General features: G+C 48.5%; 14 protein-coding genes. 7 read left to right on the top strand and 7 right to left on the bottom strand.

Annotated features, from left to right (window positions below; all coding sequences use genetic code 11):
* The first annotated feature begins 99 nt into the window (after window positions 1–99).
* The 4 genes from secA (at window position 100) to AB3R30_RS13870 (ending at window position 5,740) form a co-directional block, all read left to right on the top strand.
* Complete coding sequence (gene secA, locus AB3R30_RS13885; RefSeq protein ID WP_458649788.1) at window positions 100–2,967, top strand: preprotein translocase subunit SecA; 2,868 nt, start codon at window positions 100–102, stop codon at window positions 2,965–2,967.
* A gap of 30 nt (window positions 2,968–2,997) precedes the next feature.
* Complete coding sequence (locus AB3R30_RS13880) at window positions 2,998–4,428, top strand: FAD-dependent oxidoreductase (protein ID WP_458649787.1); 1,431 nt, start codon at window positions 2,998–3,000, stop codon at window positions 4,426–4,428.
* Between the two features lie 198 nt (window positions 4,429–4,626).
* On the top strand, window positions 4,627–5,040 hold the full coding sequence (locus AB3R30_RS13875; protein WP_458649786.1) for a hypothetical protein: 414 nt from the start codon (window positions 4,627–4,629) through the stop codon (window positions 5,038–5,040).
* A 247-nt stretch (window positions 5,041–5,287) separates the two neighbouring features.
* A complete protein-coding gene (locus AB3R30_RS13870) occupies window positions 5,288–5,740 on the top strand; it encodes a CAAD domain-containing protein (protein ID WP_458649785.1) in 453 nt (150 codons plus the stop codon).
* A gap of 95 nt (window positions 5,741–5,835) precedes the next feature.
* Here the strand turns inward: AB3R30_RS13870 and AB3R30_RS13865 are convergent, their stop codons facing one another.
* Together AB3R30_RS13865 and AB3R30_RS13860 are read right to left on the bottom strand one after the other, a co-directional pair.
* A complete protein-coding gene (locus AB3R30_RS13865) occupies window positions 5,836–6,699 on the bottom strand; it encodes a transglutaminase domain-containing protein (protein ID WP_458649784.1) in 864 nt (287 codons plus the stop codon).
* Window positions 6,700–6,750: 51 nt separating this feature from the next.
* Entirely contained in the window at window positions 6,751–7,722 is a 972-nt protein-coding gene (locus AB3R30_RS13860; RefSeq protein WP_458649783.1) for a class I SAM-dependent methyltransferase, read from the bottom strand.
* 283 nt (window positions 7,723–8,005) lie between these two features.
* Here AB3R30_RS13860 and AB3R30_RS13855 point away from each other — a divergent pair, with 283 nt between their 5' ends.
* A complete protein-coding gene (locus tag AB3R30_RS13855) occupies window positions 8,006–10,585 on the top strand; it encodes a M1 family aminopeptidase (RefSeq protein ID WP_458649782.1) in 2,580 nt (859 codons plus the stop codon).
* A gap of 6 nt (window positions 10,586–10,591) precedes the next feature.
* Here AB3R30_RS13855 and AB3R30_RS13850 read toward each other — a convergent pair whose 3' ends face one another.
* The 5 genes from AB3R30_RS13850 to AB3R30_RS13830 all read right to left on the bottom strand — a co-directional run bounded on the left by AB3R30_RS13850 (window position 10,592) and on the right by AB3R30_RS13830 (window position 13,737).
* Window positions 10,592–10,840, bottom strand: a complete 249-nt coding sequence (locus tag AB3R30_RS13850; RefSeq protein WP_458649781.1) for a DUF4926 domain-containing protein — start codon at window positions 10,838–10,840, stop codon at window positions 10,592–10,594.
* An 18-nt stretch (window positions 10,841–10,858) separates the two neighbouring features.
* Window positions 10,859–11,083, bottom strand: coding sequence for a DUF6883 domain-containing protein (locus AB3R30_RS13845; RefSeq protein WP_458649780.1), 225 nt, complete (start codon window positions 11,081–11,083; stop codon window positions 10,859–10,861).
* Window positions 11,073–12,740, bottom strand: coding sequence for a hypothetical protein (locus AB3R30_RS13840; RefSeq protein WP_458649779.1), 1,668 nt, complete (start codon window positions 12,738–12,740; stop codon window positions 11,073–11,075). Before AB3R30_RS13840 ends, AB3R30_RS13845 begins: the two co-directional genes overlap by 11 nt.
* 300 nt (window positions 12,741–13,040) lie before the next feature.
* The gene (locus AB3R30_RS13835) at window positions 13,041–13,346 is read right to left on the bottom strand and encodes a DUF5615 family PIN-like protein (RefSeq protein ID WP_458649778.1); all 306 of its coding nucleotides are present in this window, start codon (window positions 13,344–13,346) and stop codon (window positions 13,041–13,043) included.
* The gene (locus AB3R30_RS13830; protein ID WP_458649777.1) at window positions 13,321–13,737 is read right to left on the bottom strand and encodes a hypothetical protein; all 417 of its coding nucleotides are present in this window, start codon (window positions 13,735–13,737) and stop codon (window positions 13,321–13,323) included. Before AB3R30_RS13830 ends, AB3R30_RS13835 begins: the two co-directional genes overlap by 26 nt.
* A 218-nt stretch (window positions 13,738–13,955) precedes the next feature.
* Here AB3R30_RS13830 and AB3R30_RS13825 point away from each other — a divergent pair, with 218 nt between their 5' ends.
* Together AB3R30_RS13825 and purL are read left to right on the top strand one after the other, a co-directional pair.
* Complete coding sequence (locus AB3R30_RS13825) at window positions 13,956–14,150, top strand: hypothetical protein (protein WP_458649776.1); 195 nt, start codon at window positions 13,956–13,958, stop codon at window positions 14,148–14,150.
* Window positions 14,151–14,439: 289 nt separating this feature from the next.
* Entirely contained in the window at window positions 14,440–16,881 is a 2,442-nt protein-coding gene (gene purL, locus AB3R30_RS13820; protein ID WP_458649775.1) for a phosphoribosylformylglycinamidine synthase subunit PurL, read from the top strand.
* Window positions 16,882–16,919: the final 38 nt, after the last annotated feature.

Genomic DNA, 16,919 nt, shown 5'->3' with positions numbered 1-16,919 from the left:
ACCACAAGGGATTGCCCCTACGAATTTCATCTCAGATTCAGCAATGCCCAACATTTTACTCTTGCCCATAAAAACTTAGAAATTTGCCATCATTCTGCCATGTTAAAAATGTTGCTGGGCGATCCGAATACGCGGAAGCTCAAAAAGTATCAGCCGATTGTGACCGAGATTGCTCTATTTGAAGCCGACATTCAACCCCTTTCAGACCAAGACTTAAAAGGGAAAACCGTTGAGTTTAGGCAGCGGATTGAAAAAGGTGAATCCCTCAATGATTTGCTACCCGAAGCCTTTGCAGTGGTGAGAGAAGCCGCCCGACGAGTTTTGGGAATGCGCCATTTTGATGTGCAAATGCTAGGCGGCATGATTTTACACGAAGGTCAGATTGCCGAAATGAGGACAGGGGAAGGAAAAACCCTGGTGTCTACCTTGCCTGCTTACCTGAATGCGATCGCCGGAAAAGGAGTGCATGTCGTCACCGTCAACGACTACTTAGCGCGCCGCGATGCCGAATGGATGGGGCAAGTGCATCGATACTTAGGGTTAAGCGTGGGGCTAATTCAGCAAACCATGACCCCAGAGGAGCGCAAGAAAAACTACGCCTGCGACATCACCTACAGCACCAACAGCGAATTGGGATTTGACTATCTGCGCGACAACATGGCAACCTCCATTCAAGATGTGGTGCAGCGTCCGTTTAACTATTGCGTGATTGATGAAGTTGATTCGGTCTTGATTGACGAAGCCCGCACACCGCTGATCATTTCAGGACAAGTCGATCGCCCCAGCGAAAAATATCTGCAAGCGGCTCAAGTAGCGGCTCAACTGGTTCGCCAAGTCGATGAAGATGACACTCAAGGACACTATGAAGTGGACGAGAAACAGCGAAACGTCTTGCTATCCGATGAAGGCTTTATTAAAGCAGAGCAGCTTTTAAGCGTAACCGATCTGTTTGATCCAAAAGATCCTTGGGCGCACTATATTTTTAATGCCATTAAAGCCAAAGAACTCTTCATCCTAGACGTGAACTATATCGTTCGCAACGACGAAGTGGTGATTGTGGATGAGTTTACCGGGCGAGTAATGCCGGGTCGTCGCTGGAGCGATGGATTGCATCAAGCGATCGAAGCCAAAGAACACGTAGAAATTCAGCCCGAAACCCAAACTCTGGCGACGATTACCTACCAAAACTTTTTCCTGCTCTATCCTAATCTGGCAGGAATGACAGGCACCGCCAAAACCGAAGAAGCAGAGCTTGGCAAGATTTACAACCTGGAAGTCACCACCATTCCAACCAACCGCTCCAATATTCGCCAAGATCAATCGGATGTGGTGTACAAAACCGAAGACGCAAAGTGGAACGCGATCGCCCTCGAATGTGCTGAAATGCATCAAGTCGGTCGCCCCGTTCTCGTTGGCACCACCAGCGTCGAAAAATCCGAGTTGCTCTCTCGGTTGCTAGCAGAAGTCAACACTCCCCACAACTTGCTCAATGCCAAACCCGAAAACGTAGAGCGAGAGTCAGAAATTGTGGCGCAAGCCGGACGGAAAGGTGCGGTCACGATTGCAACAAACATGGCAGGGCGCGGCACCGACATTATTTTAGGCGGCAACGCGGATTATATGGCGCGGCTGAAGGTGCGGGAATACTTCATGCCCCGAATTGTCCAGCCGGAAGATGAAGACGAATTTGCCATCACTGATGTCCCTGCTGCCCATGGTGGCAAAGGTGGCGGACAGGGCTTTGTTCCCGGTCGCAAGATGAAAAGCTGGAAAGCATCGCCCCAAATTTATCCAACCAGCCTGTCAAAAGATACCGAAAAACTGTTGAAAGAGGCAGTGGAATTTGCGGTGAAACAGTATGGAGAGCGATCGCTGCCTGAACTTGAGGCAGAAGACATGGTAGCGGTTGCATCCGAAAAAGCGCCCACGGATAACCCCGTAATTCAAAAATTGCGCCAAATTTACAATCAAATTCGCCAAGAGTACGAAGTGTTTACCAGCGCAGAACACGATGAAGTGGTGAATCTGGGCGGTTTGCACGTCATTGGCACAGAGCGCCATGAATCTCGCCGGATTGATAATCAACTGCGAGGACGCGCCGCCCGCCAAGGTGACCCCGGTTCCACCAAATTTTTCCTCAGCTTGCAAGATAACCTGCTGCGGATTTTTGGCGGCGATCGCGTCGCTGGCTTGATGAATGCGTTTCGCGTAGAAGAAGATATGCCGATCGAATCCGGCATGTTAACTCGCTCTTTGGAAGGCGCGCAGAAAAAAGTTGAAACCTATTACTACGACATTCGCAAGCAAGTCTTTGAGTATGACGAAGTGATGAACAACCAACGTCGAGCGATCTACGCCGAACGTCGCCGAGTGCTGGAAGGGCAAGACTTGAAAGAACAGATGATCAAGTATGCCGAATTGACCATGGATGATATTGTCGGTGCTTTCGTCAATCCAGAATTGCCCCCCGAAGAATGGGAACTAGAGAAGCTTTCTAGCAAGGTGAAAGAATTTGTCTACCTACTGGCAGATTTAGAACCTAAGCAGCTAGAAGACTTTTCCCTGGGGGAAATTAAAGCCTTCTTACATGAGCAAGTCCGCATTGCCTATGATATCAAAGAGGCACAAGTTGATCAACTTCAGCCCGGATTAATGCGGCAGGCAGAGCGGTTCTTTATCTTGCAGCAGATTGATACCCTCTGGCGTGAACACCTCCAGCAAATGGATGGGCTGCGCGAATCCGTCGGCTTACGCGGCTATGGGCAAAAAGATCCGCTGATTGAATACAAGAGCGAAGGCTACGAATTCTTCTTGGAAATGATGACCGATATTCGCCGGAATGTGGTTTATTCTCTGTTCCAGTTTCAGCCTCAGTTGCAACCCACTGCAACTGCTACCACTGCCGCCCCCCTTGATGATATTGAAGCTCCTATCAATCCCGTCACTGGCGACATTGAGGAATGGTAGCATCACCGAATACGAGGAGTAGTCAGCGCCATGCCTGTTGACTACGATCTGGTTATCATTGGCGGCACCACGGCGGGAGTGGAAGCCGCCATTTTTGCAGCGCAGTTTAAAGCGCGTGTGGCGCTAGTGACACAGGGAATAGCTTTTTCCACGCTGCCAGATTCTTTGCTGATGCCAGCCTTAGCCCAACTTGGGTGCATGACTGAATCAGGGCAACACTGGCAGCGATCGCCCCTCTGTCAGCACGCCTCCGCACCTCCAGCTTTAAATTGGCAAGCTGTCAAACCCTGGATACAAGCGATCGCCCATAACTTGGATGAACGCCACTCGCCCTCCGCCTTAGCAACCCTTGGCATTGACATCATCCCCCATAGCGGCGAATTTTGCCGTAAACCCGCCCCTGGCTTCTTTGTCGATGGACGGCTGCTGCGATCGCGCTCCTACCTGCTTGCCCCGGCTCATCATCCGCTGATTCCGGCAATTTCTGGTTTGCACACAGGCTATCAAACTCCGACAACACTATTGCAACTGCCTTCCTTACCTGCAACCTTAGCGATCGTTGGCAATACGACTGCTGCCGTGGAACTCGCCCAAGCCCTTCAGCGGCTCGGATGTCAGATCATCCTGCTCATGACCACCGCTCATCTACTCAGCGAGGCTGACCCAGAGGTGTCCCAGTTCATCCAGGCGCAGCTTGAAGCAGAAGGAGTACAAGTTTGGCTGAATGTGAATGTGAGTGATATCCAATTGGTTAATGGCAAGAAATCAATTCAGTTTGGCACTCATTCCTTAGTTGCCGATAACATTTTGCTAGCGGTGGAGCCAATCCCCACCGTAGAAACCTGGAACCTAGAAGCAGTAGGGGTAAAAAGGCGAAACTATGGGATTTTACGGAATTCTAAGTTGCAAACCACAAATCCCAACATTTACATCTGCGAAGGTAGAACGAGACATTTACTCTCAGCCCATCTAGCTGCTTATGAAGCCAAACTTGCCGTTAAAAATGCGCTGTTTCTCTCAAATCAACACACCGATTACCGATCTCGTCCCTTTAGCATTCACACCAATCCTACTGCCGCTTGGATAGGGTTAACTGCACCCCAAGCGATCGAACAATATGGCAACAATGTCTTAATTTTGCGCCAGCCGTTTAATCGCCTGATAAAAGCGCAGATCCACAGTGACCTAACTGGTTTTTGCAAGCTGATTGTGCAGCGAAACGGCACCTTGTTAGGTGCCCATATCGTTGGAGCTAGCTCAGCAGAATGGATTGGCACCCTCGCGATCGCCTTCCAACAACGCCTCAAAATTTCAGCATTAGCAGATCTCATCGTGCTATCTTCCAGTTTTGCCGAGATTATTCAACAAACAGCGATGGAATGGCAGCAGCTACGACTCCAACACCATCCACGCTGGCAAGATCTGCTAGAAGCCTATTTTGACATTCGGCGATCGCAATAAAATTACCGTAAACCCACCATGTCACCTTGATCGCGATTGCTCTTGTCCTATCAATCTCCCACGATACAGAGACACTACCCACTCAGTTTTCACTCTTCATAATTCAACATCAATGATTTTGGATTGATCACGCATAATGCTCAGGGCATCTTGACTTGATCTATGGACTAGAGTCTACGTAAATTTCCTTAGCTGCTTATGAAGCTAACTAGAAATATCCTAGGTTTTACCGTAGGGACATTTTCTCAAGTCCGGTTAAATCAAGGTATTGTTCCGAACCGAGATCGTCCTATGTTTTTAGACCTGAACCACAATGATTTACTCACTCTTGAGCAGCAGCGGATAGAGCGATTTCGGTCTACTTCTCTTGATTCTTTATCACTTTGCTTTCTGCATCTAAACCCTAAAAATACGCTAGCTATCCATTGTGCTGAGCCTTGGATGGTCGATCAACTGTTATACGACATAGAAAAAATTTGCTGGGAAGCTTGGGTGCTGGTAGGAGCAACTCACCTATCGATTTACTATGCCCAAGAAGAAATCTATACGGCAACCACTCAAAAGTTAGATGAACCTAAACCGCTGAGATCGCATTCCTCCTTAGCACATTAGCATTGCCTCCAAAGCTTTAGCTATTTTTACCTCTCAAAACCTAAAATAGAACAGCATGGTCAAGAAAAACACATAGAAAATTGTTAACTACCGTTTACAGATTCAAGAATATCGGATATTTATCTATCTGACTGCATATGTCAGTTATTCAAAAGTTAGTCAAAATAGTAATTTCAAGCCGTTAGTGCTTTAGTGGTGGCGACTCATCTAACAGGCAGCATTTAGGTTGTTGTTCCAGGTAATAAATATGAACTCTGAAATTAGAGAAACTGAAATTCCAATGGCAAGCGCCCCCGATTTCACCGATCCTACCGTGTTGCCAATAACGGATGAGCCTCTTCTTCTCCCTGCTGGTGAATCTACTAGCGACGTTAATCAGCAGATCAGCCAGATTGGAGAGCGTATATCCAAGTTTTTGGCTGGCTTGCCAGAATATCTATCTGACTTTTTTAGCGAATACCGTCGTCCTTTGATCACTTTAGGTCTCCTTTTTGGCGGTATCTTAGCCGTTAAAATGACTTTAGCGCTTCTTGATGCGGTAGATGATATTCCGTTACTGGCTCCTATTTTGCAGTTAGTGGGGCTGGGATATAGCGCTTGGTTTGTCTACCGCTATATGTTGAAGGCATCCACTCGCCAAGAACTAGGGCAGGAGCTAGGAGAACTGAAAGACCAAATTGTTGGTAATCTACCCAAATAGATTGCTCAGACTCCTTATAAGGGTAAGTTGCTGCTAAAGCCGTTTAATCTTGTCTCGGCTAATCTAGGTCCAGCAACAGGTTTAAATTTAAAGAGTCAGGGATCAGATAGAAGGCTATCCCTGACTTTTATATTGATTTCCTCTTCCAAAGCCTCCACTGCAACTTTCATCTCTAACAGTTGCATTGCTCCAAATTGAGTAGACAGGGCAACGTCAGTCGCATCACATCCATACGCGATCGCAATTCGGTTACCGCGTGGTTCTTTTTGAGTCGCATCGAAGGTATACCAGCGTCCAACCGTTGGAGATTCAGCGCGATCGCCCACATAAGCTTCAAACCAAGCATGAAGATCCATCGGGTCAAGTTGATAGAGATAGCCCACTACCATCCGAGCAGGAATGTTTAGGCTACGGCAAAGGGCAATCCCCAAATGGGCAAAATCGCGACATACTCCCACATGGCTTTGGGCAGTGTCTAGAGCAGAAGTTGAAGCATCGCTAGTGCCATACTGATAGTCCACATGAGTTTGAATCCAATGGCGAATCGCTTCTACCTGGTCATATCCCGGTTCTGCATCGCCCACAATTTCTAGCGCCAAATTGCCTATTTGATCCGATTGGCAATAGCGACTGGGCAACAGAAACCGCAGAACTTCTTCTGGCAAGTGCTGAATCGGCACAAAAGGCGCACCTGGATACACGTCAATCTCGGCAGCGGCTTCAACACAAGCAGTCGTATGTAGCCGAAAAGCCCCAACTGGCACTACTAACCGCTGACATAAGTTGCCAAAGGTATCGGTATATTCGGTGACCGAAACGCTCGGTTCAAGCAAGTAAGTTTCAGCTACAACCCATTGCCCCTCACCACTCCGAGGGCGCAGCATGAAAATGACTGGGGTCGGTTCGCTCGCTTCAAACAAAATTTCACACTCGGCAGCCAACCGCATCGTCGCCTCCATGCACTCTGTTTAGGCTTCCCTTGTGGTTATAACGCAATTCGTAGACTGATTTCAGCCGATCGCTTGGGCAACAATCGTGCGATGGCGAGGCGTATTGTGGGTAATGGTGGGACGCTCAAATCCAGCATCGGCGATCGCTTGTTCAATATCTAGCGCGAAGTATTGATCCAGATAGGGTTCAGTGCTTTTCAGCAGCGTCAAAATGTAGGGCGGCATTTTGGCATAGATCTCTGATTTGGGGTTCATGTCCATAATCGCCAAGTGACCGCCGGGACGCAGCAAGCGCCGCGCTTCTTGCAAAATCGCGATCGCGGCTGTTTGAGGCAGTTCGTGAAACATCAGGCAAGACGATACCAAATCATAGGAAGCGCTGGGTAGACCTGTGGCTTCGGCAGCCGCATGAACCCAAAGAGGCGCAGAGGCTAGAGTCTCAAGCGGCAGAAAGCGAGCTTGAACTCCGTTGGCGGTGCCTTGCGATCGCAGTTGGGCGCGGTGGTGAGCGATCGCTAGAAAATAAGGTGACAAATCCACTCCAGTAAGCTTCGCATCAGGAAAAGCAGCTTGCAGCGCAAACGTACTCATGCCCACACTACAGCCCAAATCCACAATGTCGTTAGGCTCTTCTGACAACTGAGCTTTCATCGCTTCGTGATAGCTTTGGCGCAACCGAGAGTCTCCCGTTGCGTCGCCCTCTTGCCAAATTCGCGCATGAACCGCGTGGGCGGCAACTTCCACTTCCAGCGCAGGCTCCCAACCCAAATTTCCTTCTTCATAGGCGTGAAAGGAGGTCGTGTAATAAGCGGGATAGTGCAAATCGGGATTTTGCACCGCAGCCAAATCAGCACTCCAGTCTCGCGCCCTCAGAGTTGCCACTTCCTCTAACCAGGGCACACCAATATCATCTGCCCGTTGAATCATCATTTGACGAGCGCGATTTTTTGCCAGAGCCGCGATCGGCTTAATCGCCAAAATGCCGTTGACTAACCGAGAGGCGAGGCTGGGGGCTGAAACAGTAGCAGTCATAAAAAGTTAGGTAATACGGTTCTAAATAGATAAACTTACCAATGTGCAACTTTCTTGAAATACTTGCCAAGACTGCCCTCACCCTAGCCCTCTCCCCAAGGGAGAGGGAACCGGAGGATTCTGAAAGCCCTTCTCCCTAGGGAGAAGGGTTGGGATGAGGGCGAAGTTGGAATGAGGGTAAATTAGGTTGCACATCGTATAAACTCTATTATCCAGCAAGTAGCCCAGGCAAGCGACTAAGGACTACAATTATTTTTCTTGGTTATTCTTTAGTTGCCCCATCATGCAGTCACACCTGAATCCTGATAACGGTCATAAATCTTTTGAGTTGCCCGGTGCAAAACCGCACTACAACCCGGATCGCCCTGGGCAGGTCGAGCATATTTTCTTAGATCTGATCTTAGATATTCCCAACCAGAGCTATGAAGGAACGTGCAGCATTCAGATTAAGCCAGTCCGCAGTGGCATCGATCGCTTCACATTTGATGCCGTTAATCTAATCATCAACTCGGTGACGGTGGCAGAAATCCCGCAGAAATTCGACTATGACGGGGAGCAGTTACAGGTGAATCTGACGGAGCCAACGGAAGCTGGGAAAATAGTAACCGTGGCGATCGCCTATTGCGTAGAAAAACCCCAGCGTGGACTGTACTTCATCGCGCCAGACAAACACTATCCCAATAAGCCCGTGCAAGTGTGGACTCAGGGCGAAGATGAAGACTCCCGCTTTTGGTTTCCCTGCTTCGACTATCCGGGGCAACTGGCAACCTCAGAAATTCGGGTGCGGGTGCCCAAAAATCTGATTGCCATTTCCAATGGTGAATTGGTGGAAACCAAAGAAAGCAAAGACTTCAAGATTTTCCACTGGCATCAAAAACAGGTGCATCCGACTTACCTGATGACCCTTGCCGTGGGCGATTTTGCCGAACTGCGCGACGAATGGAACGGCAAACCCGTGACTTACTACGTGGAAAAGGGCAAAGAAGCCGAAGCCCGAATCAGCATGGGCAAAACGCCGCGCATGATTGAGTTTTTTAGCGAAAAGTACGGCTACGCTTACCCGTTTCCCAAATATGCTCAGGTGTGCGTTGATGATTTTATCTTTGGCGGCATGGAAAACACCTCCACGACGCTGCTCACCGATCGCTGCTTGATTGACGAACGCGCCGCGATCGACAACCGCAATACTGAAAGCTTAGTTGCCCATGAATTGGCACATCAATGGTTTGGCGATCTCGTCGTGATCAAACATTGGTCTCACGCTTGGCTGAAAGAAGGCATGGCATCCTATTCCGAAGTCATGTGGACGGATCACGAATATAGTGCCGACGATGCCGCCTATTATCTGCTCAACGAAGCCCGCAACTATTTAGATGAAGATAAATCTCGCTATCGCCGCCCCATCGTCACCCATGTTTACCGAGAAGCGATCGAACTCTACGATCGCCACCTCTACGAAAAAGGAGCCTGCGTTTATCACATGATTCGGGCAGAGTTGGGCGAAGAGCTTTTTTGGAACGCGATCGCCCGATTCGTCAACGACAACGCCCACCGCACCGTCGAAACCGTGGATCTGCTGCGCGCCATTGAAACCGCCACCGGACGCAACCTGCTGTTTCTCTTCGATCAATATGTTTTTCGCGGCGGACACCCCGACTACAAAGTCGCCTATTCCTGGGACAACGACAGCAACCTGGCAAAAGTCACCGTCACCCAAACCCAAGCCAAAGACAACAACAGCAAAGACCTGTTCGACTTAAAAATCGCGATCGCATTTGGTTATGTGACAGAAACAGACGAAAAAAAACACCTGAAGCCCTTTACTGTACGAATTCGCGATCGCGAACAATCCTTCTATTTCCCGCTAGAACAAAAGCCCAACTTCATCAGCTTCGACGCTAAAAATCCCACCCTCAAAACCGTAGCGCTAGAGTATCCAATCCCCGAACTGAAAGCTCAGCTACAGCACGATCCCGATCCCGTTTCTCGCATCTATGCCGCCGAAGCATTGGCAAAAAAAGGTGGCTTGGAATCCGTGAGAGCCTTAGCCGCCGCCCTAAAGCAAGAGCCATTTTGGGGAGTGCGCGTGGAAGTGGTGAAAAATTTGGCAAGCATCAAGTTAGATCAAGCCTTTGCAGGAGTGCTAGTGGGGCTAAAAGATGCGGATGCTAAAGTGCGTCGCGCCACCGTGGAAGCTTTATCAACCATCAAAACCGCAGACAGCTACAAAGCCTTGAAGCCCATTGTTGAAAAAGGTGATGCCAGCTACTACGTCGAAGCCGCCGCCATTCGCGCCCTAGGCAGCATTGCCGGAGCAAACCTAATGGAGGAGAAAGAAGAAAAAACCTTGAAGCTGCTGAAGTCGGTGCTAAAAGAGCGGCAAGGCTGGAATGAAGTCGTCAGATCAGGCGCGATCGCTGCCCTCAGCCACATGAAAACCTCGGTCGCCGCACTCGACATCATTCTCGACTACACCGAACCCGGCATTCCCCAAGCCCTGCGGCTCGGTGCCATTCGCGCCCTCGGTGCCATCTCCAGCGGACAAACCAACGTCAATTTAGAACGCATTCTCAATCGGCTCAAAGAACTCTCGCGAGAAAGCTTCTTCCTCACCCAAGTCTCCGTTGCCAATGCCCTCGGACAAATGGAAACCGCCAAAGCGATCGCCATTCTCCAAAGCTTGGCAAACCAAACCCCCGATGGTCGAGTGCGCCGCATCGCCGAAGAAGCCGTCCAAAAAGTCCAAAAAAACGCCGGATCAGACAAAGCCGTCAAACAACTCCGCACCGAACTCGACCAACTCAAACAGGAAAATCAAGATCTGAAAAGTCGCCTAGAAACCCTGGAAGCCAAAGCAAAATAGGACTGCTCATGCTGTAACCATGTCAGCCTCTAGATTAGGCGACGCTGGCTCAAACCGTAAAACCATGATTTGCTCTGGACGCGACCCTAAAGACTCATAGGTGCGACCATTGCGATCGCTGAATTCAACTTCAAGTGCTGCGCCATTCGCTAATATTTCAACCACCGTACCAACCTGTCCTCGCCACAAATGATACTGGGGAAGGTCAACAGTCAAGGCTACAACGTCTAGCAATTTGGCAGTATTGTTTATCACACTTATCACCTCTACTGACTACAGAGGATAGCAGGTCGTTAACTTCGGGATCTCTGAACCATGCTCAACAATCCAGCCACTCCGCACGGTGGCATTTTTATTCTGCCATTCAAGCGCAAAGTCTAGAGTGTATCGTTGCCCAAACTCATCTTGCCGACCTAATCGGGCTTCAGGGCTTTGAACAATCCTTTGTATCCACGCCAATATCTTTTGGTTCGCTGCAACCAAATTGTTATGTCGCATCTATGCCACTGCTGGACTCTTGCAGAAAATGTTTTTCAATGTCAGAAATTAAGCTTGTAGCATCAACAAGAATTTTCTCAAAAATAGCAGCCCGATTACCTTCTTTTATGCCAAAACTCAATGCTATCTTTTCGTACTGGCTCCCCTTCCGATGAGCAACACTAGCTGATCGAAGTCCCTGAACTTTTCTGAGAAATTGGATGTGCTGTTGCACGTTTGGGAAATTACATACCTGAAGAAATCGTTCAAACTTAGATATACTGCCTTTGATTTCACTATTGGCTTCTGGTAACGCTTTCATAAGTTCCCGCTCATTAAGCGAATCAATCATCAGTTTAGTGAGCGCTAGTACCTGTGAATCAAATTCTGCTTGGCTATTTGTAAGTGGCGTACGCAAGGCTTCGTAAAGATGCTGATCAGAATCAGCCAAACGTAGAAAAAGTGACCAACCCATTTTTTCTGTCCACCTCTCTGAAAAATGAGAAAATCGCAACTTGAATACGAGATCTATTTGATTAGGATCAGTTGCTTCTGCTAAAAAACTACGCTTGAAGTTAACCTCGCTAATTTTTCCTTCCGGTAAAATATTGTAACTGCGCCAGTATAACTGCTCCTTATAAGGCAAGTCCCTGCCTAAATCTCCAAGAAAAACAGCAACGTAATCACTATTGTTATTGTCAATTTGAATTCCCCACAATCCTTGACATCTTAAGAAACCATCTTCGACTGAAAAACGCTCTGGATGGGCATAATACTTTGTAAGTACTTCGCGTTGGAAAAATACAGGCTTAAGATAATTTGGTGCATCTGGATTAGCACCAAAATAGTTTGCAAGTTTATCTGGCTCAGAAGAGTAAGTTATTGAATCTCCGTTCTCATCAGCATCAATTATAAAATCAACGTATTCTTCTTTTTCTTCATCAAATGGCCATAGCCCACATTTTTCAATTGGTAATGGAGCGATTAGCTTTTTCCCAAGAAGCCGTGAAAAAGAGTTGTAACCGTCTCCCAAAAGAAACTGTGCAGAGTCAGCGCGACAAACATAGCAGGTCAGATCATCTGTGTAATCTAAATCAATAGGCGGTTTGTCTAGTGCCAAATCGGAGTAACGTATGAGGTCGAAGTAGATTGCTAAGTGCATCTCCTTGATCGCAAGGAACTGGCGAATTTCTTGGAGGCGAACTTGAACTCGATCAGATTCAATTTTGGCAACTATAGTTTCATCGCCTCTGTCATCATATTTAAGAAGCTGGTTTGTATCAAAGTCATGATACAGCCGATGATAGTGTCGAAATTCCTCGGTAATTTCATTATATGACTTGCGAATACCATTAAAATTTCGCTTAATAATGAAAGGTTCTACTCCTTCTGTATTGCCAAATCTGAGGTAAGTAACCTGCTCATCATCTTGGTGATGACTGACTACACAATTAGGGTGTCCATCGCCAATATAAAATTCCCAAGATGTCCTATTTGATGCAATCTCAACTGATTTGTTAGGAATTAAAGCGGAAAATATACTAATATCTTCATCTTTATTTTTTTCACTCAAATAAACAGTAACCCAAGTTTCCTTGCCTATTTTTGGAATAGTTTGTTTTCGCCAGTCAGATTGAAGCAACCGCTCCATTTTTGAGTCATGTCTTTCAGTAGTCACAACAGAACCAAGTACAGATTAGATCAATCTTACTGTGTCCAACTAAATTTAACTTGGTACTAATGCTAGCCACCTCACCGATTTGAAAGAACAGACATTTACCCAATCGCAAACATTATCAAGATTTTTAAGAAATTAGATTTTCAGAAAGTACAAATACTCGTCAAGTAAATCTAATTTCTTTCATTTTGAAAGTACGTCAGCGTGCGGAATGCTAACATTCTTGGCTGCGATCGCAAATAATCTCAAACTCAGCACGAGCGGTATTTCTAGTGATGATCACCCACTAATTTTGGACGGCTATCCGTCTAGATTAATTACCGGGGCGATCGCTTGATAGCTCATATTTTTAGCTAGATCAGCATCTTGGTAAACTGCCAAAACCCCTGAGTGATTAGGATTTATTTCGTGAAGCTCTCGGAAATCATTGCAGTTGCGAGTCAGCAGCGATCGCCTATCCTGAATTGCATAGTTGAGAACCTCAGAATCGACTTGTCCTTCTAAACCCGCTTCGTTGACCGTGATCACATCATGTCCTGCTAGTCGTAGCAAATTCAGTAAATACTTTGCCTGAGAATCTTCATCCAGCAGTAGTCGTAAGCTCAAGCGACACTCCCCCAGCGGCTAACCGATTTCGTTCCTCCGCCGCTTCCAACTTCAGCAGTTCTTGATGGCTGTCGCAGTAACGAATTACTTCATCGATCGCCGCAAGGGGCAAGCTCCAATTTTCAGCCGCTTGCTCTGAGGACAGTTGATTTGCCATCATGTCTTGCCAGACGATCGCAGCCAGCAATTTCCGTCCTTTCAGGTAAAGTTGTTGCCGCCAAGCATGAGAACGAGACTCCAAGTATTGCCAATTTTCAGCCTGATCTACCTGCAATGATTGCACGATCGCACTCATCAGTTCTAGACGCTCAGAAATTGATAGCTTGACTACCTGCGCTTTAATTTCCTGTAGCGGTGCTGCGCTCGATCCTGGGGTATAACGGGACTCCACGCACTCAACTCCTGCAATAGATTTGCTTTATTCATTCTACAAGTTGGCAGCTATGGAGAGCGATCGCCCCTCCCCAAAAAGCCGCGATCGCAGTGTCAACGCCAGTAAATCAAAATAGGTAGGATTGCATCTGTTATTGCCTTGTCAAAGGGTTTTGGCAGCCTGGGTAGATGGGTTTGGGCGTTAAACTGGTTAATAGATTCTGTTGCGGTAGCTTTATGACGATTAAAGAGCAGCTTATTCAAGAACTGGAGCAACTGCCGGAGGCTCAGCTAGAGGAGGTGTTGGCGCTGGTGCGTTCCTTCAAAGCTGAACCAGACACAACATCTGATCACAACAGTCGGGTTGGGCAGGCGTATCTTGCTTCTGTGCAGCAATATGAGGAGGTTTATCGTCGCCTTGCCAACTCCTGAATTTCTGTTGTAGACGGTTAGTAAACGAACCGCATTGGCTGTGATGGATACTTTTTTGCGGATTAACGGCTACAGATTGACGCTGACGAATGAGGACTCCTACACGCTGGTTTTGTAAGCTGTCACTGATCAGATAGATAAGTCAGCGATCGCCGTTCGGCTTGAGCAATCTGTAACCATTCAGTAGACAGCGATCGCTCAGGCGAATATTCAGGGTTACTGGAAAGACATTGGTAGAATAGAGCGGTCTTGAGGCGCGATGCCTGTCTATTTCCTGTTGGAGTGCCCTATGTCTGTTTCCTCTGCCCCGTTTACTGCTGACGAAATTGCTGCGGAGGGCATTAAGCCAGAGGAATATGCTGACATTGTGCAGCGGTTGGGGCGACATCCTAATAAGGCGGAACTGGGGATGTTTGGCGTGATGTGGTCGGAACACTGCTGCTACAAAAACTCGCGCCCTTTGCTGAAACAGTTTCCCACGAAGGGCGATCGCGTTTTAGTCGGTCCCGGTGAAAATGCAGGCGTGGTAGATTTGGGCAACGGTTTACATCTCGCATTTAAAATTGAGTCTCACAATCACCCCTCTGCTGTGGAACCCTTTCAAGGTGCGGCAACTGGCGTAGGCGGCATTTTGCGAGACATTTTCACCATGGGTGCCCGACCGATCGCTATCCTTAACTCACTCCGGTTTGGCTCCTTGGATGATGCCCGGACGCGGCGGCTATTTAGCGGGGTTGTCGCTGGAATTTCTCATTACGGCAACTGCGTCGGAGTGCCCACTGTGGGTGGCGAGGTTTATTTTGATCCGGCGTATTCGGGTAATCCATTAGTCAACGCGATGGCGCTGGGTCTGATGGAAACAGAGGAAATCGTCAAATCGGGCGCAAAAGGGATTGGCAATCCGGTTTTGTATGTCGGGTCTACCACCGGACGCGATGGTATGGGCGGAGCCAGCTTTGCCAGTGCCGAATTGAGCGATGCTTCCATGGACGATCGCCCCGCCGTGCAAGTGGGCGATCCGTTTCTAGAAAAATCTCTGATCGAAGCCTGTCTAGAAGCCTTCAAAACCGGAGCCGTGGTCGCCGCGCAAGACATGGGCGCAGCGGGGATCACCTGCTCTACGTCGGAAATGGCGGCGAAAGGCGGCGTAGGCATTGAACTGGATCTCGACAAAATTCCTGTGCGCGAAACAGGCATGGTGCCCTACGAATATCTGTTATCGGAATCGCAAGAGCGGATGCTGTTCGTGGCAGAGGCAGGACGAGAGCAAGAACTGATTGATATTTTTGAGCGCTGGGGGCTTTATGCCGTCGTCGCAGGCAGCGTGATTGCTGACCCAATAGTGCGGATTTTGTTTCAAGGGGCGATCGCCGCCGAAATTCCCGCCACCGCTCTAGCAGACAACACACCAATTTACCATCGAGAACTGCTGAGCGAACCACCCGACTATGCCCAAAAAGCCTGGGCGTGGACTCCAGCTAGCTTACCGGATTGCACCGCCACGGGCATTGAAGCCCAAGGAAAATTCCTCACCTGGAATGAAATACTCCTTCAACTGCTGGCAACGCCCTCGATCGCCTCAAAACAGTGGGTCTATCGCCAATACGATCACCAAGTTCAAAACAACACCGTGATCATGCCCGGTGGAGCCGATGCCGCCGTCATCCGCATCCGCCCCCTTATATCCTCTGAAAACCTAGACAAAACTCAAAATATTTCCGACGGAAACGCTACGCGTTGGCAAAGCCAGTCCGAAGGACTTACAAAACTCAAAACTCAAAACTCAAAACTCAAAACTCAAAACTCTAACTCCTTCCCTGGAGTCGCCGCCACCGTCGATTGCAACGCCCGCCATGTTTACTTGCATCCCTACGAAGGAGCCAAAGCCGCCGTTGCCGAAGCCGCTCGAAACCTAAGTTGTGTGGGCGCAGAACCCTTGGCAGTCACCGATAATCTCAACTTTGGCAGTCCTGAAAACGCGATCGGCTACTGGCAACTATCAGAAGCCTGTCGGGGTTTGTCCGAAGCTTGCACTGCCTTTAGCACCCCAGTTACGGGCGGCAACGTCTCGCTTTATAACGAAACCCTTGATGCCAACGGCAAGCCCCAACCCATCTATCCAACGCCAGTGGTTGGCATGGTGGGGCTGATTCCCGACTTGACTAAAATTTGTGGGCAAGGTTGGCAGGCAGAAGGCGACTTGATCTATCTGCTGGGTGTGCCTTTAGACGCGGAGCCATCGCCCACAATGACGCTAGGAGGATCAGAGTATCTGGCAGCGGTTCAGGGGGTAATTGCCGGACAGCCGCCTGTCGTTCATTTTGAACTGGAATGCCGGGTGCAAACCGTTTGCCGAGCAGGAATTCGTCAAGGCTGGGTTCGGTCTGCTCACGATTCCGCAGAGGGTGGCGTTGCAGTAGCGATCGCGGAATCCTGCATTAGCGGCAACTTGGGCGCGACTCTCACTTTTCCCGATTCCCCATGCCGTCTAGATCACCTCTTGTTTGCAGAAGGTGGGGCGCGGATTATTGTGTCTGTGGCGCGATCGCATCAAGCTGAGTGGGAAACCTATCTGCAAACGCATCTAGAAAATGATTGGCAAAGGCTGGGAGGCGTGGATAGTCGAACTGCTGGTTTAAGGATTACGTTCGCAAATTCCGCGATTAAAGTAGAGATAGATACGCTTCGCGATCGCTGGCAGGGCGCGATCGAATCCTATTTAGTCGATTGATTCCACCTATTTCTTAAAAGCCGATTTAGAGTCAACCC

The organism is Sivoneniella epilithica UHCC 1019 (genome assembly GCF_040830845.1).
Taxonomy (GTDB): domain Bacteria; phylum Cyanobacteriota; class Cyanobacteriia; order Leptolyngbyales; family Leptolyngbyaceae; genus ULC077BIN1.
This window is presented reverse-complemented; position numbering and strand designations above follow the sequence as displayed.